This is a genomic window from Halovenus rubra (assembly GCF_026586665.1).
GTDB lineage: Archaea > Halobacteriota > Halobacteria > Halobacteriales > Haloarculaceae > Halovenus > Halovenus rubra.
This window is the reverse complement of the sequence record NZ_JAODIY010000009.1, coordinates 154523-173931: the sequence shown is the minus strand read 5'-3', so window position 1 is coordinate 173931 and position 19409 is coordinate 154523. Positions and strand designations below refer to the sequence as shown.

The window sequence follows — 19409 nt, the reverse complement described above, 5'->3', positions numbered from 1 at the left end:
CATGAGTCATCTCACCCGGTGACCTTCGTCATTTTATGTGGAATATGACACTATTTCGACCGGGGCTCAACCGCTCAGTGTTCGGGGTAAGATGATTGAGTACGTTCGGGGAGGACGATCAATAAAGTAGATTGTCACTGTAAGCTTTGCTCCACGTATGTCGGCGTAGTTGTCGGACGCATCTTGAAATTGATAGAGTGAAAAGTGAGCAGTTGCACCGGGTTGAATACTCGCGTAGTTATTTGATGTACCAACGGATATTACATCGATTTTCGAACCAATAGTATAATCCGCTGATCCGGAAGCATATGCATACGCATCTTCCGGGGGGTAGTTGTATACTTCATCGCCGTTAGCATCAATGTAAACTTCAGTATGGTCAACGCCGCTTTCGTTCAATCCATCTAATTTCGTGGCTTCAGTATCTGAGGAGAGTTTAATTGTCTCAATATCAACATCTTCAGTTGCGAAGTTCTTCATCGAGAATGTCGCCCAGCCACCGCCACGGCCACTACGACGCGCAGCGGAACCACATCGGTACTCAAGCCCGGTCTTCTGTGTCTCTTGTGCGGACTGTTCGATCTTCGAGAGAACAGAATTAGACTGTGTGTGAACAAGCGTTGTTTCGACCTCTGATCCAGGTTCTGCAACCTGACAGTAGCGCCAGCGGTTGCCAGCACTGAAAGATGTCTCTTCTCCAGTCAGTGTCCCCTGAGAAAAGGGCACACGTTTCGTCTCATCTTGCGTCCTCACGACGACTTCGAGATTCGAGGTGTCTAGATTGACCCCAGATCTATGCACGAACCTGATTTCGCCATCGGTGATTGTGCCATCGGTCACTACATTGGGGGACTTGGGTTGTAGTCCCTCAAGGAAACTTAGGGACAATGTGACCATTACAACTGCCAGAACAATAACAATGGCCAGTAATAAGATGTTCCCGATAATGGGAGATGTACCACGTTTTTGGTCTGCCGCCAGACATAGTGGCTTGACCATCAAATCAGATATACTTCCTAAAGCAATAAAAACCGGTCGCGTCGCAAAACCGTTTAGAGTTCCGTCGCTACTCACTGCAACGAGGTAGCAGTTGATACGTCTCAAGAAGGGAGCTGCTCAGGTGTTAGATGCCGGAGTCCCAAATCCAGAGTACGCTCACTGTCCAATTGGTTCTGACGATTGATTCGACCGATCAGTATCCACTCTCAGTGATTAGTGAGGTGTTCGCTAAGCAGAACATCACATCCATTCTCGTCGAGGTCTTCTGTGGTGAAATCCGCTTACGGGTCACTTCGACCACTTCCAATTCCCTGCAAAAACCGCGTGACTGCGGCTACCCGCGTCCAATTTTTGTTAAACCCACTTTACTGAGGGATTGTTTCTTGGCCCAAAAATGACGAATCCGGCCGTTACAGAACTCCTACCTTGCGGTAGTGTACCCTGGATACGACGGAGGAAAGGTAGTGGACTGTGGGAAATAGCTTGGGTTGGGCAGCAGTCTCTCAATGGAGAAATAGACACACGCAATCAGCCAATACCTACACTGGATAATGCGGTTCGCGGTTAGTCGCAAGAGCGACAAATAGCCTTACAGCCAGTCGACTTTCTGACGTTCCCATCGCTGGGCTTCCGGGGTGTGGGTACCGCGGTAGTGGTCGAGGAAGGTTTCAAGACTTTCCCAGCCGCCCCAATCACAGACAACCATCGCGTCAACGTCGGCACTCCGGAGCTGGGTTGCCCACGTCCGCCGGAGATCGTGGAAGCCGACGAACTGCCAGCCAGGATCGTCCGTCTCCTCTTGCAGTTGCTCGGTGGCGTTTTCCATCCAGCGCCGAAGCGTCCGCTTCGTCACGTCGACGAGCGGTGCGTCAGCGGGCTCATCACGGACGCCGTCGGTAGTCTGAATGGTGGTTGCGAACTCCGGCGGGATTAGCGTCTCTCGATAGTGATTGGTCTTCGCGGACACCCACACTCGAAGCATCGTCCCGGCGTCAGTGTCGGCGACATGTTGAGGTGCGACTTCGACGATCTCGTGCGTACGTAGGCCGCACCGAACGCCGAGTTTCACCGCGGCGCTCTGCATGGTGTCGTCGAGTTTGTTCAGCAATTGCTGTACTTCTCGCTCGGACAGCCACACTTTCTTTCCGTCATCTTCGGGGTAGTCTTCGAGGTTCATCCATCCGTAATGGTGGGGAAGTCGGACATAAACCTCCGAATCGATGGGGTGACTCGGGCCGATCAGGCCGGAATCAGCGACAGTTTACCCTGTGAGTGTCCGGGTCTATGGTGAGAAGCGGACAGAGTGTGTCTGAAAAAATTCGCACGCTTTTCTTGTCTAAGTGTTGTCAAGACGCGCGTGCAAGATACAACGCGCAAATGTGTTACCAGAACTGCTTCTATTTTGATATCTCAATTACAACTAACCAAAGAATATAATTATTGTCTAAATGAAAGTACACGCATGGCACGAACGACATTCTTTAGCTTTCACTACGATAACGATATCTGGAGAGCTAGTCAGGTCAGGAATTCAGATGTCGTCGACCAAGGTGTTCAGGAGTCAGGATTTATTGATGGCGCAAGTTGGGAATCATTAAAACGTGAGGGAGATGATGCAGTTCGAGAGTGGATAGATAAGCAAATGAAGGGTTGTTCTGTCACGGTTGTTTTAATTGGTAGCGATACATACAATAGGAAATGGATAAACTACGAAATTGAGAACAGTTATGAATCTGGAATGGGGTTAGTCGGTGTTAGGATTCACAAAATAAAAGATGAAGATGAAAACAGAGATCAACGTGGTAAAAACCCGTTGTCAAAGTATCACGACGCAGATACAGGTGATAGCCTGTCTTCTATATTCAATACCTATGATTGGGTAGACGATAATGGGCACGACAATTTAGGAGATTGGGTGGAGAAAGCGGCTCAAATTGTTGACCGGTAATGAGCGACGATGAACCCCATACAAAAGATCTTGAATTTATTCAAGATATCATCACTCGATTATCCGGAAATCTATTTAAAATCAAAGGATGGTCGATCACTCTTATTGTCGTAGTCCTTCTCTTCCGGACTAGCGATTTGCATCTCTTGATTGCGTTTATACCACTCTTCGGATTCTGGATTTTAGACGCATACTACCTCCAACTTGAGCGAAGATATCGAGCTATGTACAAGGACGCAAGGACAGGAAACCAAGATAGGGAGAAATTCAAGATGGATTCATCTGCGTATAGTGTAGACTCAATCCCCAAATTAATGTTCTCAAGGTCATTAGCGATTTTCCACGGAACGATTTTTATCCTATTATTAGTCTATTCGGCTTTTGTCTTCTTTTTGTGGTTGCTTCCTGAAATTTGTGGTATATAATTACGACCAATAATCTTAATCTGATTTGTTTAATTTGAGGTATTTTATCGGTACCAAATAACGAATGGGAGAACAAATAATAACTTCTGACTGTAAAACTAATACTATGGTAGATTGTGAGTTCTGCAAGATTGTAGCCGGAGACGCGCCGAGCAGCCTTGTTTATCAGGATGATCGTACTTTGGCTATGATGACGCTTCGGCCGATGACCAGAGGTCACATCCTCGTAATACCAAAAGAACATGCAGACTCGCTATCAAATTTGGGCTATAATACTGGTGGAGAGCTGTTTAAACTGGGGATGAAGATATCTGAGTCTCTCAGAGCTTCAGAAATAGAGAGTAAAGGGATTAACTTTTGGCTAGCAGACGGGGGAGCAGCCGGTCAGGAAGTGTTTCACGTTCATCTTCACGTGTTGCCAAGATCAGAAACGGACAAAATTGGCTTGGAAGGTCCGCGGTTGGACTTGGATCGTCCAGAGATGGACTCTGACGCGGAAATCATCAAAGAACGGTTAAATGACACTGAATGCTAATTTTTGATTTCGCTTCTGGGCAGTATACAGTTTATTCCAACAACTGAATCGGTTTTTGAATGGGATTTTTATCGTCTGCTGACTACATCCTCTATATCTCGTATACCAGTGCAGATATCATATTCACCTAGAATTTCTGCAAGAGTCATTTCACTCCACACCTGATCGGTTAAGAATGATTCTATCACACGCTGATTGGACAGTCTACAAGTCGAAAAGAGGCTCCCCGTCGAGAGAGACCAGGAGCGTGTTCGTTTCGGCGTGGCAGGCTCGTTCAACTTCGTCACCCTGTCCGATACCGTGATGATCGACCTTGTCAATCGGCACGGCGACGTACACCGAACCGCTGTTTTGCTGTGCTTTCGTGGTCCCCTCCGGTTAAAGTCCAGATATGTCGATGAGGGTCTGCTTCACTCGTCTCTCGGCGTTTGTCCGGGTCTATGGACATTCTCGGAAACCCATATTTGATCATCACAGCGAGTCGTAAGGCCATTGCAGATGTTCAATTATCAGAATTAACGGCGTCACTCTCTGCCCGTTGTTCAAGCTTAGAGGTTGTATCCGAGGATGTGTTTGATTCCATCAGTCGGAGTAGTAGGTTCACTGTATGAATCACGTCTCGAGCATACTCTTCATCAACCTCTTCGATAAACCGATGACTTGCTGGGTTGCGCAATGACTGCATCGCACCACGATACAAGAACATTACTCCTTCCTGCTCGCTACCGGTTTCGCCAAAAGAAAGCGGCCCCCTTTCTGGCGTGAAAGCCTCCGTCATTAAATCCGAGCCGTGAATATCACGTCCGAAATTTCCCCTGTCGCGTACTCGTTCTTCTAAGACAATGAATGCGGACTGAACTGCACTCTGGTAGTGTCCACTTTCATACTGAGAAATGCTTCTTTCAACCAGTTCGTTATCAAGTACTGAGGAGTCGACTTCTGTAAAATCTTCAGCTTCATCGGCCCATGGATAAGGCTCTCCACAGCGATCGCAGAACTCTTTTACTTCAGGTCCAGTCCCACCTATGACACCTCCCAGATACCGCCCCTTAATGTCCGCGTCACAATTGGGACATTGATGAATCGTGTCAGAGCCGCATTCTTCGCAGGCGGGTTGACGAAACTCAGGATTACTGTATGCACCAGTTATTTTGTGTCCTTCCAAACACACCTGCATTACGTCATATTCTTTTCGGACCATTTGTTAACATATTACAGAGTAATTCGGATATTAATTTCGCTGCGGGGTACCCGATTAGCCATCAAACCAGTTACATCCGACGACAATCAGAAAATACTCGTATTTATCTCATCACAATGTGTGTAGCAATGGAAAGAAACGAATTGGTCCAAATCCTCACACTTTGGTTCGTGATTTTGATCTTCCTCCAAACAGCATCTGGAACCACTGAAAATCAAGTATTAGATGCAATTGGAATTGTTGCGATTTTGTTGATGTATATCCTTCCGTTGTGGATTCTCACGGAACTTGTCTCAGATCTCATTGGGAACCACTAAATAGAAGAAGTCAGCGTTCAATTCACTTCGGCTATTTCACCCCGAACAGGTCCACTTCGGGGCGCAGGCAGTTGATAAGACAGCCCGTCTCTGCGTGATAAGCCCGCTGAACCTCGTAGCCCTGCTGGACATCGTAAGCTGAGGCGACCTCGATAGGAATGGCGGCGTAAGCCGTCGTATCCTGCATTTGTACCTTCGCGGTCCCGTAGGGACTGAGCGCCCCATCGCCAGTGATAGCCTGCAAGACGGCTGTTTCGGCAGTACTCTGTGACATACACAGAAGCAGGCAGAGAATCTACTAAAATGCCCGAATCTGGGGGATGTGGAGTTTATACTTGGACATAAACCAGCGCCTCGCCTTTTGGAATCGCTCGTCTACGTCTTGCCTGTATGGATGCACACAGCGACAAGTAAGACAGAACAATTCTGGACAGTCCAGGTCCGTGAGGGTCGGCATTTCGACACCGTCGGCTTCCCAGACTGGGCACAACGCATCGCCAACCGAATCAGCACCGGAGCGCGTGTCAGACTCGGCCAGCCTGGGACCGACGGCTGGCTCGTCGAGGTGGTCCGGTTGAGCCGCCAGCACGTCCCCGACCGCGACCACGCCGAAGCCGTCGATAGCGGGCACAGACACACTCGATTTGAGAGTGGGCCTCTCCTCGATAGCGTGCAGACACTCGATGCCACAGACGACGGGCTCGGTGAGACAGTCTTAAGACCGGACGGCGTGGTTATCCCGACCGGTGAGTTTCGGGACGTTATCGTTACGGTTCAAGATGCTCACGGCGACCCTATCCCAAATGCTGAATGGGTGCGATCTGCCGGCATATTTCCCACGAGCGGACGGGTGAGGAAAACGGAAGACGGATCGACTCAAGCCCAGCTGTGGTTGTTGCCATATCAGTATGAATCATTTGCTCTCACGGTGAGAGACGACGACACAACGCACGTTTGGCACGAGACAGAGAACTCGGGCGGCGTGCCGAAGGACACCGACGAGGTGACACTACGGTTCGAGCGAGAGTCCCATGGAGTCGTCCGGAGGTGGATCGGATGACTGGCGGGCTGGCCTCTTTCTCGTCGCTGAGTGTGGCGCTACTGGCGTTCCTTGCGGGGATGGTTGTCCCGACGCGCTACGGCATGGAACGGCTCGCTGGCTTCGGCCGCTGGTTCGCCTCTAAACAGCCGTACAAGCCACAGCCGGGCAAGGATGAAAAAGAAGCGATGCAGGAGGCCGTCGAGCAGGACGGCCCGAAGTGACTCTCGTTTGTTAGGCTGTACGCCAGAAGCGGGCGTCAAGATGGGTCTGTTCTAAGTCGACGAGATGCTCGGTAGTGCGGGCGTCGACGGCTTGCTCATGTGTTCTGTGTCGAGATCGGTTTCGCAGGTCATTGCGACCCCTCCGAGCGGTCAGTCTCCAACTGGAGTGACCGATTATTCCTGACTCTCACGAAAGAAAGACCGTAAGACCGAATAGCTCTCCGTATTGAGTCGACACTATGCCCTCTGATTCGTCCCCTCGGTACGGTAAGACAGTTGTACTGATTCTCATCGCCTGTATATTGCCGGGATTCTTCATTACTGCTATCTCATACGAGGGGTTCATGCTGATAATGGGGATCTGGATCGGACTGGGGTTCGCTACACTCTACCTGCTCATCCACATCGCTTACAGTCTCGACCAACTCGCCACGAGCCACTGACCGCTCAGTATCGCCCTGCGATTGACCACTCATGCTGTGGCCTCCTGTGGTGGCTCTGCGTGATCTTCGCGTCGCCCCCGGCCCGGCGTTCGTAGAACACGAAATTTTCCAGGATGTCTACGGCCGTTTTGGGGTTTCAAAGTGCCTTTATCGCTTGCTTGTTGTCATTTTTGTCAGCGTACTCCGGTGGGGCATCAGCCCACTTCATGTAAAACTGCGTAGGGGCACCGACGCCACCGTAGCGCAACTCTGTCGAGCCGGTGGCGATGTTGAACAGGCCAGGAACGAACAGGCGGGGAATGTCTTCCTCGTAGGCGTGAAGGTCGCTGATAGCGTCGTAGTAGTCGTTATCCTGCGCAAGGCTTTTCAGTTCCATCGTCACCAGCGGGATGCCATTGACGAATAGGGTGATGTCGGGGCGGATGGGTGTCCCACCACGAGAGACGGAGAACTGGTTGACTGCGTGGAAGCGATTGCTCTCGGGGTTCTGGTGGTCGATGAGGTCGACGTAGACCGTCTCACTCGTCCCGTCATCGCGCTGGACACTGAACTATTTCCCCTTAGTCAGCAACTGGTGGAATGCGCGGTTGCTATCCATTAAGTTCTCTACGTCGAGATTGCGCTTGAGCGAAGATGAACTTGCCCACATTTTCCGCGTTCACATCCTCGTTCAGCGCGACGACCTGCTCTGCAAGGAGGTCCCAGTAGACTACCTCGCAGTTGCTCCGCTCGTAGGCCTCATCAAGAACGCCAGCACCCCGCCCACCGTCTAATCCGTGTGTTTCCCATCCAACGCCATCGAGCCATGAGAGGAGCGAGCGCTCGACGCCGCCCTCGGACGGGATGGTAACCATACGTACCGTTGCTTTGCAAAATGAATATGTTTCCCTGATATTGCTTACGACTGGTTTGAATTACCAGTCGAATAGTCAATATTAACAATCATCCAATCAAGTAGCCTGATATGTCCGAGCAGGCTCCCGAGTTCACATATGACGACCAATCACAGGAGATTCTTATTGAATACAACGGTCGTTCGTCTGTTTCCTATCCCGACACTGACCAAGACAGCTATGAGATACTGGTAGCAGTCGACGAGTTCGTAACTCAGAGTACTACCCTAATTGACGATCTCATCGCAAAGACCATTCAGCAGGTGAGCAGACAACACGAGAATGTTATGCTCAGCGTACTTCCCCGGTTTCAAAAGCGTGTAGTGGACGACTATGAGCAGAGTCTACAACTTCAACAAAGGGCGGGAGAGGCGAAGCCAAACGTTGCTGAGGATCTTCGTAAACTGCTTTATAAGAATGAAAAGCTCCTGAAGCACTACTTCTGTGTTCTTTCCATTGCATAGAGCTTTGCTATATCTTATCGGTTGGGATTTGATGGAATTGTTAATAATCTGATAGATGTGGTGAGAGAGCAAATTAACGGAGCATAACTGATACGAAAAATACCCCTAATGTCGCTTCAATCGTGATTTGTTGGATATAGCCGGCAGAGTTTGATGCGGGCATCGGCAGTCCTGAACTGCCAGTCGATAGTAGAGTCATTAAATCTATAGGTTCAGGTCTGAAGCAGCAATAGATGACATTACGAAGAGACCATCCTATAGATTGTTGCCACACACACCGAACGCCTTGACAGAGGCCTGGGCGCGTCCTTGTTCTCAAGCCTCAAAACGCTCCCCAACAAGACAGCGCCCCCGAAGACCAGAGACGATATTGTTAAAAGATTGACCATTGAATAGGCGGTCAACAACAATGTCACCGTCACACGCCGACATCGCAGTCTCTTTCGGAAGAGCAGTTCGCGACAGGGACTTCGACGACGCTGTTGCGCTGTTCGGGCCAGAAAAGATACAACTCGTCGACGAAATCCGAGCGAGACACAACTTGCCGCTGGGCGATGACCTCGAATTTTTCCTTCGCCGATTGCGATGTGCAGTGCGGGCTCTCAACGGTGATATCAAAAGCGTCTCTGCCCGTCAGATGAACGAAACAGACGAAATGGTCACTGTCCTCCTCACGTTCGAGTGTGAAGACTCTCGACAAGAGCTCTCCGTTGAGTTCGATCGTGATGGGAACGCTGTCAACCTCTCCAGTCCCGACAGATACACGCCGCCGTCGTATGCGGATGCATCGGATTTCGAAGAATATTCAATCACACTCGATGCAGAGGGAACAGAACTCGACGCCATTGCCACTGTCCCGACTTCAAGCGAGAGCGTCCCTGTTGCGGTTCTTGTCCCGGGTGCTGGTGAGATTGACAAAAATGCAACCGTCGGTCCAAACAAACTGTTTCAGGATATTGCGTGGGGCCTGGCCACAGAAAACATCGCGACACTACGATATGATAAACGGGAGGCAGTCACCGAGATACCCGAGGAAAAACGGACGCTGGAAAACCTCTATTTCACCGATGGTGTACGGGCGGCACAACGAGCTGCGAAACGTGTCGATACCGATTCCGTCGTCTTTGTTGGCCACAGCCAGGGTGGCCGCTGTGCGTTCGAAATGGCTCGCCAGTATGGCGATGCGGGAGGCGTTGCAGCGCTCGATCCTCCGGTTATAAAACCGCTGGAGGGAGATGGTCAACAGTTGCGAAATCTCCTTAAAATCGACGGGCTGGTACCTCCCCACTTTGAGCAGGCCGTCAAAAATTACAGGACGCAAAAAGAGCAGTTTCACTCGCAGTCTGCAGACAACCAGCCATCGGTATTTTTGAACTCAATGTGGAACTACGACCAGTTTGAGACAGCAGCGTCCCTTTCGACGCCACTTTTACTGTACGAAATGGAATTGAATCGGCAGGCCCCAGCAGAGAAACGGGAGCGTTGGCGAGAAGTCCTTTCGAATGATCGAGATACCATCCATCGAGGATCGGAACTGAATCATAACTGTCAGCGAGGTGAACAACCGCGGTCGATACTAGAGCCTGTATTATTTCATAAAAATGTTGATAAAAGAGTAATCACCGATCTTGCCGACTGGATTTTCGCATCGACATGACAGCAGTTACAGTAATCATGCAGTGTCAGGTTTCTCGAACCAGCACCAGCGCGGCTTCCCTCGCTGTAGTAGTGCTTCAATCGTGAATAGTTGATAACGCAGCCGCAGTATTCGCAGATCGGTGGGACGGGGTCAACACCGTTGTCGTAACGGGTCATTTCGACCACCTCCTACTCCCTGCGAAAACCGCACGACTGCGGCTACCCGCGTCTAATTTTTGTTGAACTCTCTTTACTGAGGGATTGTTTCTTGGCCCAAAAATGGCGAATCCGGCCGATACAGAACTCCTACCTTGCGGTAGTGAGCCCTGTATACGGCGGAGGAAAGGTAGTGGACTCGCCGGGATTTGAACCCGGGGCCTCTCCCATGCCAAGGGAGTGATCTACCACTGATCTACGAGCCCGCGTAGGCATTCATCAGTTCACGGTCTGCTTGTTTAAACCCATCGGAAAGGCCTGCACATTGTATGAGAGGCACACGAATCCACCGATGAACAGCGCCCGTTACTACTGATTGTCCGATTGCGGTTGTAGGATATGGACGACATCAGTGAACACCCCAGTCGGTAACCGCTTTCCTGAGCCATCTCTAATCTACAACGGTGACAGAACGCTCCATTTATAAGCACGACAAGATAACGACACCACACGAATGCCCAACTCTAACGGACCACAGCAAGGGACGCGGCACAAGCTCCAGAACGACGCACGCTCACGAGGAACTTCCCCGCCAGAGCAGACAGTCGAGAAGTTCGACGACGGCGACAAGGTACACTTGAGTCTCGACCCGAGCGTACAAGATGGTCGGTTCCACCCTCGGTTCAACGGTGAGGTTGGAACTGTCGTCGGTGAGCAGGGAGAAGCCTATCAGGTCGAAATTACGGATGATACCACGAAAAAGAAACTCATCACCCTGCCTGCACACATCACGCTCAAAGAAGAATAGACAACCGGGCGTCGAGAATAAAGAATCTGTTTTGCGTGTCTCCGGTGACTGAACTACTCGACAGTGACGCTTTTGGCTAGATTTCGGGGTTTATCGATGGATCGCCCGAGACGGTCAGCGACGTGGTACGCAACTAGCTGTAGCTGGACGTTTGCTAACACCGCGGCGGTTCGTGGACGACTCTCTGGGATAGTGAGTACATGATCAGCGTAGCGCTCGGCGTCGCTTTGGCCGTCGGTGACGGCAACGACGGGCGCATCACGTGCCTCAACTTCCTTGATGTTCCCCACCGTTTTCTGCGCTTTCTCGCCATCGCCGACAACAATTGCAAACACGGGCGTGTTCTCATCGACGAGCGCAAGAGAGCCGTGTTTCAACTCGCCAGCAGCGAACCCTTCGGCGTGCTCGTAGCTAATTTCCTTGAGCTTTAGTGCACCTTCTAGCGCGACTGGATGCTGGTATCCGCGCCCAATAAAGAAATATGACTCAGCGTCATCATACTGTTCAGCTACCGTCGACGCGGCTGACGAATCCAGAATCCGCTGTACGTGGCCCGCGAGGTCACGGAGCGCTGGTACCACCGTACGTCGCTTGTTCGATCCCTCACTGGTCGCCAATGAGAGCAGATTCAGCGCAGTGAGTTGCCCAGCGAACGTTTTGGTTGCGGCAACACCAATCTCGGGACCTGACCGGATATAGAGAGTATGGTCACACTCGCGGTCCATTGTTGACCCAACCGTATTCGTTACCGTAAGCGTCCGTGCACCACGACGACGTGCTTCTCGAAGCGCCGAGAGAGTATCCGCAGTCTCGCCACTTTGGCTGATACCGACAACAAGGTCGTTCCCAATCGGCGGTGGAGCAGTTGCGTACTCGTGGGCAAGTAACGCTTGGGCCGACACGCCAGCGTCACGGAACAGTTGCGCCCCGTATTTCGCTGCGTGGTAGGAAGTTCCACAGGCAACAAGCTGTACGCCCGTGGGATTCAGCCCACCAAGGTCACCAATATCGACGGTCGCTGTCTGCTCTTCGATTCTGCCCCGCAGACATTGACGAAGCGCACGCGGTTGCTCGTAAATCTCTTTGAGCATGAAATGGTCGTACCCGCTTTTGCCAGTCTCTTCTGCATCCCAGTCGATTGTATGCACGTCTTTGTCAACAACTGTGCCACTGCGATCGGTTACCTGTATCCCACGGTCAAAGCGTACAAACTCTCCATCTTCGAGGTACACTACCTCGTCGGTGAAATCACGGAACGCCGGTACGTCACTGGCAAGGTAGAAAACTCCTCCCTCTGTGTTGAAATCTGCACCATCACCAAGCCCCACAACGAGTGGTGAATCATTCCGAGCAGCGAACAGTCCGTTTGCGCCGTCGATTAGTGCGGCAATGGCGTAGCTACCTTGGATATCATTGATAGCAGCCCGGAAAGCATCTGCTGGGTTCTCGCCTGCTGATAGATAGGTCTCGATGAGGTGGGGTACAACCTCAGTGTCCGTATCGCTGGTAAATGTATGACCATCGGAAACAAGCTGATCGCGCAGCGACTGATAGTTCTCTATGATACCATTGTGGACGACTGTCACCGAATCGGCACAGTCAGTGTGCGGATGAGCATTCTCGTCGGTGGGTGGCCCGTGAGTAGACCATCGAGTGTGGGCGATTCCAGCGCCGCCTCGGAGGTTCTGCCCATTGAGTTTTTCACGCAGGTCGGCAACCTCACCAGCGGTTTTTGAGACCGAAAGCTCTGTTCCACCGAGCGCAACGCCAGCGGAGTCGTACCCCCTGTATTCGAGTTTGCTAAGACCATGGACGAGCGTATCGAGCGTCTGAGAGCCGCGTCCGATACAGCCAATAATGCCACACATCAGCGAACCACCTCCACGCCTTCACTAACAAGTCCACCAACTGTCGCACCAGTCTTAATAGATGCTTGGGTACCGACCAGCGTTCCTGGCTCGAATGCAACGTTTCCAGCTGCACGGACACGGTCGGCGAGCACCGCGCCTAACTGCCGTGATTCGACGATTTCCGTTCCAACTCGAACATCAGCTGGCCCGCCAGGGATGGCGACATTTATACCCAGATGTACATCCTGTCCTAGCACAGTATCGACGACTGTTGAGCCATGGCTGATACGACAATCGTTGCCGACGACAGATCGTCGTATCGTAACATTCGCACCGACCGTCGAATTCTCCGCAAGTGAGACGTTTGGACCAACAACTGAGGACGGGCCGATTTCGCAGTTTGGCCCGATAGCAACCGGCGGCTGTACCGTCGCTGAATCGTGGATAGCTGCATCATCATCTATCCAGACCTGGTCATCCTGCTCAGACACACCAGTTCGGCCACGTTCGAAGATCTCTTGAGCGACGTTTAGTAAGTCCCAAGGGTACGTTGCATCGGCCCAGAGTCCTTCGATGCGCGTCCCCTGAACGAAGGTGTTATCAATCTGTCTGTCGAGCACATCCGTGAGCATGAGTTCGCCATCTGTCCGTGGTATGTTTTCGATAGTCTCGAAGACATCGTCGTCAAAAGCGTACACACCAGCGTTAATCAGTCGGTGTTCGTCTGTATCAGGCTTTTCAATAAGCTCTGTTACCTGTTGGCCGTCCAGTTTAACAACACCGTACCGGTTGGCGTGGGCGCGGTTGACCACTGCCATAACAGGTCCCGGTGCTTCGTCGAACGCATGGCAGACACGGGCAACAGACTCCCCGTCGACGAGTTGGTCTCCGTTGACGACGATATGCGGACCGTCAACGGCGTGACGGGCTTGGTGTAGCGCATGTCCGCTGCCAAGTTGCTTCTCTTGAGTAACGTACGTTATCTGCGTATCACGATACTGCGAGCCGAAATATTCCTGTATCCGCTCGCGCCGATAGCCGACAACAATCGCAATCTCTTGTATGCCTGCTTCGACCAACGCGTTCAGGACATGTTGCAGAATTGGTTGGTTGGCTGCCGGTAACATCGGCTTGGGACGGTTGTCTGTCAGTGGGCGAAGCCGTGTGCCTTCACCCGCCGCCAAGACGACCGCCGTCGAGAAATTCATATACGTATATGATTTTGCCGAAAGTATGTAATTTGTGCTGCCGTTATCACTGTTCGCCCATCGCCTCGCCGGCTACCTTGCGGCCCTGTGCCGTCAGTGAAACCTCTCTGCGTTCACGGACGACTTCAATAACATCCAGTTCAATGAGTTCGTCGTAGATATTCTCGGCTTTTTCGACATCAATGCCGACAAACTCGGAGATAGCAAACGGAGAGACACCGCTGTATAGAGCCATGACGACACGGCGTTCTATCGGGTCAAGTTCGAGATCTGCACGATTTTGCTCAGCCCCCTCTTCGAGTACCTGTTTTAGTACGGAGATATGGTGCTCCCGTCCCGAGAGATACGTTTGGACACTGCGTCCATCTTCGTCAGTGTGTTCGACTTCTAGAATATTCCGTTCTTCCCCGGCAACGGTACGTTCGTCGGTTTCGAACTCCCCAATGTCGTCACGCTCAATGACGAATTTCTGTCCGTCCTCCAACACCATCTTGACATCGTCTTTCGTGACTTTAAGCCGGCCACGCTGCCAGTCAATGCCTTGGATGACACCGCCAACAACTGCAGGGTGTTTCACGTAGATGACCGCGCCGTCTAAAAAAGCCCTGTAAAAATTTGTTTCGAACACTTCGTGGTCTGGTGTTGTCACCAGCAACACTTCGTTTCCAACGTGGAGCGTCGTATACCGTGTCTCTGAGGCCGCCTGCTGGTTAATGTCATACCGTTCGCCCATCTGGTTTATATCGCTGAGCGGTATCGTTATTTTTCCGTCAGAGACGATTACGATGCGCTTGTTGGTCAACATTACCCGGCACTGCTGCCACTCCGCGGTAGTCAGTTCTTGCCCGTTCTTTACAGCGTGTAAAAATTTCCCCTGCGTATCTTCTATTTTCGTTTCTGACGAACTCATTGGAGACGGTTTTCCTGCTTATGATTTTTCGTGGACGCAATTATACGTTGTGGCCTTCGTAGGGTGAGAGGCGTACAAGTGGTCGGCTCAATTAGCGCTCGTTCATCGCTTCGCTGGCAAGATTCCGACCGTGTGCATTCAGAGAGACTTCAGTCCGCGTGCGAATTTTATCAACCGCCCCTGCCTCAAGGAGCGTCTGGTACACTTCTTCGACTTCGTCGACCGGAATGCCGACGAAGTCTGCTATCTCAAACGGAGAAACACCTGAATAGAGAGCCATCAGCACTTGGCTTTCGACTTCTGACAGTTCATATTCGTCTTCACGTTGCTCTATCGTAGTCGTTAGCAGTGAATCGAGGGCCTCTGTATGCCGGTCTGTTCCAGAGAGATGGGTCTCAACGCTTCGGTCGTCTTCGTCAGTATGTTCAGCTTCGACGATAGTCCGCTCTTCACCCATCACGTGCTGTTGTGCTGTTTCGATAGTTCCCACGTCTTCGATGGGAAAGGAGAGTGTCTGATTTTCTGGCAAGCGAAGCGATATGCGGTCTCCGTTTAGTCGAAATTTGGCTTTCGACCAGCTTGCATCATCTTGGACAACACCGCCGACCTTCGCAGGGTGTTTTGTCAGAATAACCTCGTCGTGCAACGCCGCACGGCAGAACTCGATTTCAAACGAATCGACCTGCTGTGCGTCGACAAGAATAACATTCGAGCCGATACGAAGTGGCGTTGCTCTACCATCCTGATATGTCTCGGGTAGTGTCGTCTCGTCTTTGAGAAGCCTGATTTTCGAGTGAGGGATTGCTTGTTTATTACTGTTTGTCGAGAGGACGAGTCGCTTGTCGGTCAACACGATTCGACAAGAGCGCCAACTGGCGTCTGCAAGAGGCTCACCGCTCTTGATTGCATAGAGATAATCGCCTGACGTATCGACAAGCTTCTGTTCACCCTCGCTCATTCGCGTCTCTTATACTGGTCATATGTGGTGACTGGTATAAAAGGCCTCCCACGTCGTCCGACGCCTGACACACGACCAAACCGGCGACGATTGGTGCTGTGGTTACTCGGATTCGTGTGCCGGGACTGTGCTGGGCTCAATCTGGTGTGTTTCTTGGGTCGGGCTGTCGACACTAACGCTGTGGCCTGTGTGCCGTACATGGGTTTTACCGAACCGCTTAGCAGGCCGTTGCTCGAGGTATCGTTCTTCTGCCTGGCAGTCCTCACAGGAGACAGTCCACGGAGCGATGTCGTCGGGATAATGTCCAGTATGACGACAGTGATCAAGCGCAAATTGTTCGATCGCACGATTCCCCGCATGCAACTCAGTAAGCTCGTAGGACAACTCCCATTCTTCGTCGCAGACTGAACAGCTGACCGTCGGTGCTGGCTTGGCTTCGTCAGGTAGGTCCGTCTCTAGTGGGCTGCCGTCAGGTTGTGACCCCGACTGGTCGTTTCTGTCCACAGTACAGGTTTCCCGGCCATCCTAATGAAGGTAACTCCGTCTTGCAAAACAAGAGGTTTGTACCATCGTGTCCCAAATGCCAGTATGGTTGAAAACGTCATCTGGCCAGCGTATTTCGATTTAGACCTTCCTCGTTCTGAGGGACGGCGCGTGCCCGAGGAGATGGCAGTATCGGAGCCGACAGTCGACGAAATTGCCAAAGCCGTCCAGCAGGTGGGCTACGACGCTGTTATCGAACGAAAAAAGACCTATCCCAGAGAGTACGAACCACGCGGTCGTGTTCTTGTACAGGGTGCAGACGACGCAAGCAAGAGTGACCTCGTCAGCGCGACCGCAGCTTATCTTGGTGCGATTCGGAAATGAAACGGGCCGGAACTGCTGTGGGGATAGCACAGGGGGTCGTTGTCGTTCGGATGCCCAACGGTGACGAGCTAACACTCGGAACTGAGCTTGTCGATGACTCCTTAGACACTGTTGGGCATGTGGTTGATCTCTTTGGTCCAGTAGACCGCCCCTATCTGGCTGTCTCGCCGACAGTCGAGAATCCTGCCCTGCTCGTTGGGAACCCACTCTATACACAAACATGACGGGTCTGTATCAGGAAGGCAGTCGCCTGGCTTGAAGTGCGCAGAGTCCAACGACAGTACATGCACCTTCACTGGCACCGCAAGGATCTGCGCCTGAGCGACAACCGAGGGCTTGTCGCCGACGTAGATGCGGACCAAACAGTCTCCCTGTTCGTATTCGACCCCACAATTTTGCGAAACGCCACACCCCCACGGATGGCGTTCCTTCTCGATTCACTCCAAGCCCTGCAGGCGGCGTATCGAAAGCGTGACGCCACGCTATTGATAGCACACGGAAATCCAACAGACGCTGTCCCAGCGGTTGCCAACGCGGTCGATGCAGAGACAGTGACATGGTGCCGTGACTACTCAGGCTTGGCTCGGCAGCGCGACAGTGCAGTCAGGCGAGCGCTTGACGACACAGATATAGACCGACATACAGTCGACGACGCCGTCCATCACGCACCGGGAGAGATTACGACAAATGCTGGAGACCCCTACAAGGTGTTCACCTACTTCTCAAAAAAATGGCACAAGCGCCCGAAAACAGAGCCAGTTGCGCCGCCAACGCCAGACTCGCTTGCGACACTCGGTCATACAGACGTTGTTGAGACGATTGGTGCTGCCAAGCGCGGAGACGACGAAGACGATGTCACGCTCTATAGCTCGATTCCGTCTCTGGAGGAACTTGGCTTCGATACTCCGGGTCCAACGGTCCCGACGGGAGGGACAGAGAGTGCGAAGGCGTTGCTCGACTCCTTTTGTGAGGGCGATATCTACCGATACGCCGAGCGGCGAGACTATCCAGCCGACAGCTGTACGTCACACCTCTCGCCACATCTCAAGTACGGAACAATCGGGATTCGTACCGTCTACAACGCAACTGAACAAGCAAAGGCGTCTGCTGACACCGACGAAGAACGCGAATCGGTCTACGAGTATCAAGACCAACTTGCCTGGCGCGAGTTCTACACACAGGTGCTTTGGGATCGGCCAAATGTTGTGACGGCGAATTTCAAGGAGTACGAGAACCCAATCGAGTGGCGAACCGATGAGTCTGACTTGCAGGCGTGGAAAGACGGCAAAACTGGCTATCCAATTGTCGACGCCGGAATGCGCCAGCTCAGAAAAGAAGGGTACATGCACAACAGGGTACGGATGATTGTTGCGTCGTTTCTCACGAAGGATTTGCTCATTGACTGGCGGGAAGGCTACGACTGGTTCAAGCAGAAACTCGTCGACCACGACACTGCAAACGACAATGGTGGCTGGCAGTGGGCTGCCTCTACGGGAACCGATTCACAACCGTATTTCCGCATCTTTAACCCGATGACACAAGGCGAGCGGTACGACCCAGACGCCGAATATATCATGGAGTACGTCGACGAGTTAAAAGGAGTGTCTGCGGATATCATTCATTCCTGGCACGAACAGGACCTTGGAACACGGAAACGGCACGCAGCCGACTACCCATCACCGATTGTCGACCACAGCGAGCGCCGTGAGCAGGCAATCTCGATGTTTGAGCGAGCACGTGGCGACGAGTGAATCGTGCCTACTGTTAACACAGCCGGTAAATAATCGCCGCATCGAGAGGCTGCCCTTTTAGCCATAGCGTCCAAGATTCTGTGCATGCACGTTGCCCTAGTCACCGTCGGAGACGAGATACTCAACGGTGAGACGACAAATACGAATGCAGCCTGGCTCGGCCGACAGCTTCAAGGGTTTGGTGTCACCGTCGGTCGGATGGCTGCCGTTCCGGACAGCGTCTCAGATATTGCCCGTGTTGTTAACGAATATCACGCAGAGTACGACGCTGTCATCGTCACGGGTGGTCTCGGACCGACTCCCGATGACATGACGATGAAAGGGGTGGCCGCCGCGTTCGGGACAGAACTTGCTCACGACGAAGAAGTCACTCAGTGGCTCGAATCGGAGAAAGGGTACAGCAACGATGACCTAGCTCCCAAGACGACACATGTCCCCAAACAAGCGACGATGTTACCGAATCCTGAGGGAGTTGCGCCGGGCTGTGTCATCGAAAAAGCATACGTTTTGCCAGGTGTTCCAGCAGAGATGAAAGCAATGTTTCAGGAAGTGGCAGACGAGTTCAGCGGCGAGCAGACGTACGTGGAAACTGTCAGGACGCCCGAGCCAGAGAGTCACCTGCTTGATAGAATCGTCACAGTTCAAGAGGAATTCGATGTCAGCGTTGGAAGCTATCCGGGCGAAGACGTTCGGTTGCGGGTTGAGGGAACCAGCGAAAAAACAGTGTCGGGCGCAGTATCTTGGTTACAGGAACGCGTCGAACCGACAGAGTAGG

21 protein-coding genes, 1 tRNA gene and 1 pseudogene are annotated in these 19409 nt (G+C 52.1%); 11 read left to right on the top strand and 12 right to left on the bottom strand.

Going from position 1 to position 19409, the window contains the following annotated elements; all coding sequences use genetic code 11:
• Window positions 1-66 precede the first annotated feature (66 nt).
• Complete coding sequence (locus tag N5098_RS07830; protein ID WP_267637209.1) at window positions 67-1074, bottom strand: type IV pilin N-terminal domain-containing protein; 1008 nt, start codon at window positions 1072-1074, stop codon at window positions 67-69.
• Window positions 1075-1588: 514 nt separating this feature from the next.
• Window positions 1589-2176, bottom strand: a complete 588-nt coding sequence (locus N5098_RS07825) for a tyrosine-type recombinase/integrase (RefSeq protein ID WP_267637208.1) — start codon at window positions 2174-2176, stop codon at window positions 1589-1591.
• Window positions 2177-2461: 285 nt separating this feature from the next.
• Here N5098_RS07825 and N5098_RS07820 point away from each other — a divergent pair, with 285 nt between their 5' ends.
• Both N5098_RS07820 and N5098_RS07815 read left to right on the top strand, forming a co-directional pair.
• The gene (locus tag N5098_RS07820; protein WP_267637207.1) at window positions 2462-2947 is read left to right on the top strand and encodes a TIR domain-containing protein; all 486 of its coding nucleotides are present in this window, start codon (window positions 2462-2464) and stop codon (window positions 2945-2947) included.
• 531 nt (window positions 2948-3478) lie between these two features.
• Window positions 3479-3907: an HIT family protein gene (locus N5098_RS07815; protein WP_267637206.1), complete on the top strand. Its 429-nt coding sequence runs from the start codon at window positions 3479-3481 to the stop codon at window positions 3905-3907.
• A gap of 502 nt (window positions 3908-4409) precedes the next feature.
• On the opposite strand, the gene N5098_RS07810 is transcribed toward N5098_RS07815, so the two are convergent.
• Both N5098_RS07810 and N5098_RS07805 read right to left on the bottom strand, forming a co-directional pair.
• Window positions 4410-5108, bottom strand: a complete 699-nt coding sequence (locus N5098_RS07810) for a TIGR02391 family protein (RefSeq protein WP_267637205.1) — start codon at window positions 5106-5108, stop codon at window positions 4410-4412.
• 348 nt (window positions 5109-5456) lie between these two features.
• Entirely contained in the window at window positions 5457-5699 is a 243-nt protein-coding gene (locus N5098_RS07805) for a hypothetical protein (protein WP_267637204.1), read from the bottom strand.
• A 48-nt stretch (window positions 5700-5747) separates the two neighbouring features.
• Between N5098_RS07805 and N5098_RS07800 the strand changes: the two genes are divergently transcribed.
• Complete coding sequence (locus tag N5098_RS07800) at window positions 5748-6485, top strand: hypothetical protein (protein WP_267637203.1); 738 nt, start codon at window positions 5748-5750, stop codon at window positions 6483-6485.
• Window positions 6482-6688, top strand: coding sequence for a hypothetical protein (locus N5098_RS07795; RefSeq protein WP_267637530.1), 207 nt, complete (start codon window positions 6482-6484; stop codon window positions 6686-6688). The genes N5098_RS07800 and N5098_RS07795 overlap by 4 nt, the downstream gene beginning before the upstream one ends.
• 329 nt (window positions 6689-7017) lie before the next feature.
• Here the strand turns inward: N5098_RS07795 and N5098_RS07790 are convergent, their stop codons facing one another.
• The gene (locus N5098_RS07790) at window positions 7018-7164 is read right to left on the bottom strand and encodes a hypothetical protein (RefSeq protein ID WP_267637202.1); all 147 of its coding nucleotides are present in this window, start codon (window positions 7162-7164) and stop codon (window positions 7018-7020) included.
• Between the two features lie 28 nt (window positions 7165-7192).
• Window positions 7193-7985 (bottom strand): annotated as a pseudogene (locus N5098_RS17570) (type I restriction endonuclease); the annotation flags it as partial.
• A gap of 110 nt (window positions 7986-8095) precedes the next feature.
• Between N5098_RS17570 and N5098_RS07775 the strand changes: the two are divergent.
• Together N5098_RS07775 and N5098_RS07770 are read left to right on the top strand one after the other, a co-directional pair.
• Window positions 8096-8488 carry a hypothetical protein gene (locus N5098_RS07775; RefSeq protein ID WP_267637200.1) on the top strand — a complete coding sequence of 131 codons (393 nt, stop codon included), beginning with the start codon at window positions 8096-8098 and terminating at the stop codon, window positions 8486-8488.
• A gap of 409 nt (window positions 8489-8897) precedes the next feature.
• Window positions 8898-10145 (top strand): dienelactone hydrolase family protein, encoded by a 1248-nt coding sequence (locus N5098_RS07770; RefSeq protein WP_267637199.1) that lies wholly within the window; start codon window positions 8898-8900, stop codon window positions 10143-10145.
• Window positions 10146-10476: 331 nt separating this feature from the next.
• Here the strand turns inward: N5098_RS07770 and N5098_RS07765 are convergent.
• Window positions 10477-10548, bottom strand: a tRNA-Ala gene (locus N5098_RS07765).
• Between the two features lie 248 nt (window positions 10549-10796).
• On the opposite strand from N5098_RS07765, the gene N5098_RS07760 reads away from it, so the two are divergent.
• Window positions 10797-11090 (top strand): 50S ribosomal protein L21e, encoded by a 294-nt coding sequence (locus N5098_RS07760; protein WP_267637198.1) that lies wholly within the window; start codon window positions 10797-10799, stop codon window positions 11088-11090.
• Window positions 11091-11143: 53 nt separating this feature from the next.
• Here N5098_RS07760 and glmS read toward each other — a convergent pair whose 3' ends face one another.
• The 5 genes from glmS to N5098_RS07735 form a co-directional block, all read right to left on the bottom strand.
• Window positions 11144-12958, bottom strand: coding sequence for a glutamine--fructose-6-phosphate transaminase (isomerizing) (gene glmS, locus N5098_RS07755; RefSeq protein WP_267637197.1), 1815 nt, complete (start codon window positions 12956-12958; stop codon window positions 11144-11146).
• The gene (gene glmU / locus N5098_RS07750; RefSeq protein WP_267637196.1) at window positions 12958-14148 is read right to left on the bottom strand and encodes a bifunctional sugar-1-phosphate nucleotidylyltransferase/acetyltransferase; all 1191 of its coding nucleotides are present in this window, start codon (window positions 14146-14148) and stop codon (window positions 12958-12960) included. Before glmU ends, glmS begins: the two co-directional genes overlap by 1 nt.
• A gap of 46 nt (window positions 14149-14194) precedes the next feature.
• Entirely contained in the window at window positions 14195-15058 is an 864-nt protein-coding gene (locus N5098_RS07745; RefSeq protein WP_267637195.1) for a CheF family chemotaxis protein, read from the bottom strand.
• A 91-nt stretch (window positions 15059-15149) separates the two neighbouring features.
• Window positions 15150-16016: a CheF family chemotaxis protein gene (locus tag N5098_RS07740; protein ID WP_267637194.1), complete on the bottom strand. Its 867-nt coding sequence runs from the start codon at window positions 16014-16016 to the stop codon at window positions 15150-15152.
• Window positions 16017-16118: 102 nt separating this feature from the next.
• Window positions 16119-16520, bottom strand: a complete 402-nt coding sequence (locus N5098_RS07735) for a DUF8062 family protein (RefSeq protein WP_267637193.1) — start codon at window positions 16518-16520, stop codon at window positions 16119-16121.
• Window positions 16521-16604: 84 nt separating this feature from the next.
• On the opposite strand from N5098_RS07735, the gene srp19 reads away from it, so the two are divergent.
• From srp19 to N5098_RS07715, 4 genes are all read left to right on the top strand, one after another.
• Window positions 16605-16883 (top strand): signal recognition particle subunit SRP19, encoded by a 279-nt coding sequence (gene srp19 / locus N5098_RS07730; protein WP_267637192.1) that lies wholly within the window; start codon window positions 16605-16607, stop codon window positions 16881-16883.
• Window positions 16880-17107: an H/ACA ribonucleoprotein complex subunit GAR1 gene (locus tag N5098_RS07725; RefSeq protein ID WP_267637191.1), complete on the top strand. Its 228-nt coding sequence runs from the start codon at window positions 16880-16882 to the stop codon at window positions 17105-17107. The genes srp19 and N5098_RS07725 overlap by 4 nt, the downstream gene beginning before the upstream one ends.
• Before the next feature lie 60 nt (window positions 17108-17167).
• Window positions 17168-18634: a cryptochrome/photolyase family protein gene (locus N5098_RS07720; RefSeq protein ID WP_267637190.1), complete on the top strand. Its 1467-nt coding sequence runs from the start codon at window positions 17168-17170 to the stop codon at window positions 18632-18634.
• 84 nt (window positions 18635-18718) lie between these two features.
• On the top strand, window positions 18719-19408 hold the full coding sequence (locus N5098_RS07715; protein WP_267637189.1) for a competence/damage-inducible protein A: 690 nt from the start codon (window positions 18719-18721) through the stop codon (window positions 19406-19408).
• Window position 19409: the final 1 nt, after the last annotated feature.

Bases quoted from the DNA above. Each gene is read 5' to 3' on its own strand.
- N5098_RS07825 (WP_267637208.1), bottom strand. From the start codon at position 2,176: ATGAACCTCGAAGACTACCCCGAAGATGACGGAAAGAAAGTGTGGCTG.
- N5098_RS07820 (WP_267637207.1), top strand. From the start codon at position 2,462: ATGGCACGAACGACATTCTTTAGCTTTCACTACGATAACGATATCTGG.
- N5098_RS07815 (WP_267637206.1), top strand. From the start codon at position 3,479: ATGGTAGATTGTGAGTTCTGCAAGATTGTAGCCGGAGACGCGCCGAGC.
- N5098_RS07810 (WP_267637205.1), bottom strand. From the start codon at position 5,108: ATGGTCCGAAAAGAATATGACGTAATGCAGGTGTGTTTGGAAGGACAC.
- N5098_RS07805 (WP_267637204.1), bottom strand. From the start codon at position 5,699: ATGTCACAGAGTACTGCCGAAACAGCCGTCTTGCAGGCTATCACTGGC.
- N5098_RS07795 (WP_267637530.1), top strand. From the start codon at position 6,482: ATGACTGGCGGGCTGGCCTCTTTCTCGTCGCTGAGTGTGGCGCTACTG.
- N5098_RS07790 (WP_267637202.1), bottom strand. From the start codon at position 7,164: ATGAGTGGTCAATCGCAGGGCGATACTGAGCGGTCAGTGGCTCGTGGC.
- N5098_RS07775 (WP_267637200.1), top strand. From the start codon at position 8,096: ATGTCCGAGCAGGCTCCCGAGTTCACATATGACGACCAATCACAGGAG.
- N5098_RS07770 (WP_267637199.1), top strand. From the start codon at position 8,898: ATGTCACCGTCACACGCCGACATCGCAGTCTCTTTCGGAAGAGCAGTT.
- N5098_RS07760 (WP_267637198.1), top strand. From the start codon at position 10,797: ATGCCCAACTCTAACGGACCACAGCAAGGGACGCGGCACAAGCTCCAG.
- glmS (WP_267637197.1), bottom strand. From the start codon at position 12,958: ATGTGTGGCATTATTGGCTGTATCGGACGCGGCTCTCAGACGCTCGAT.
- glmU (WP_267637196.1), bottom strand. From the start codon at position 14,148: ATGAATTTCTCGACGGCGGTCGTCTTGGCGGCGGGTGAAGGCACACGG.
- N5098_RS07745 (WP_267637195.1), bottom strand. From the start codon at position 15,058: ATGAGTTCGTCAGAAACGAAAATAGAAGATACGCAGGGGAAATTTTTA.
- N5098_RS07740 (WP_267637194.1), bottom strand. From the start codon at position 16,016: ATGAGCGAGGGTGAACAGAAGCTTGTCGATACGTCAGGCGATTATCTC.
- srp19 (WP_267637192.1), top strand. From the start codon at position 16,605: ATGGTTGAAAACGTCATCTGGCCAGCGTATTTCGATTTAGACCTTCCT.
- N5098_RS07725 (WP_267637191.1), top strand. From the start codon at position 16,880: ATGAAACGGGCCGGAACTGCTGTGGGGATAGCACAGGGGGTCGTTGTC.
- N5098_RS07720 (WP_267637190.1), top strand. From the start codon at position 17,168: ATGCACCTTCACTGGCACCGCAAGGATCTGCGCCTGAGCGACAACCGA.
- N5098_RS07715 (WP_267637189.1), top strand. From the start codon at position 18,719: ATGCACGTTGCCCTAGTCACCGTCGGAGACGAGATACTCAACGGTGAG.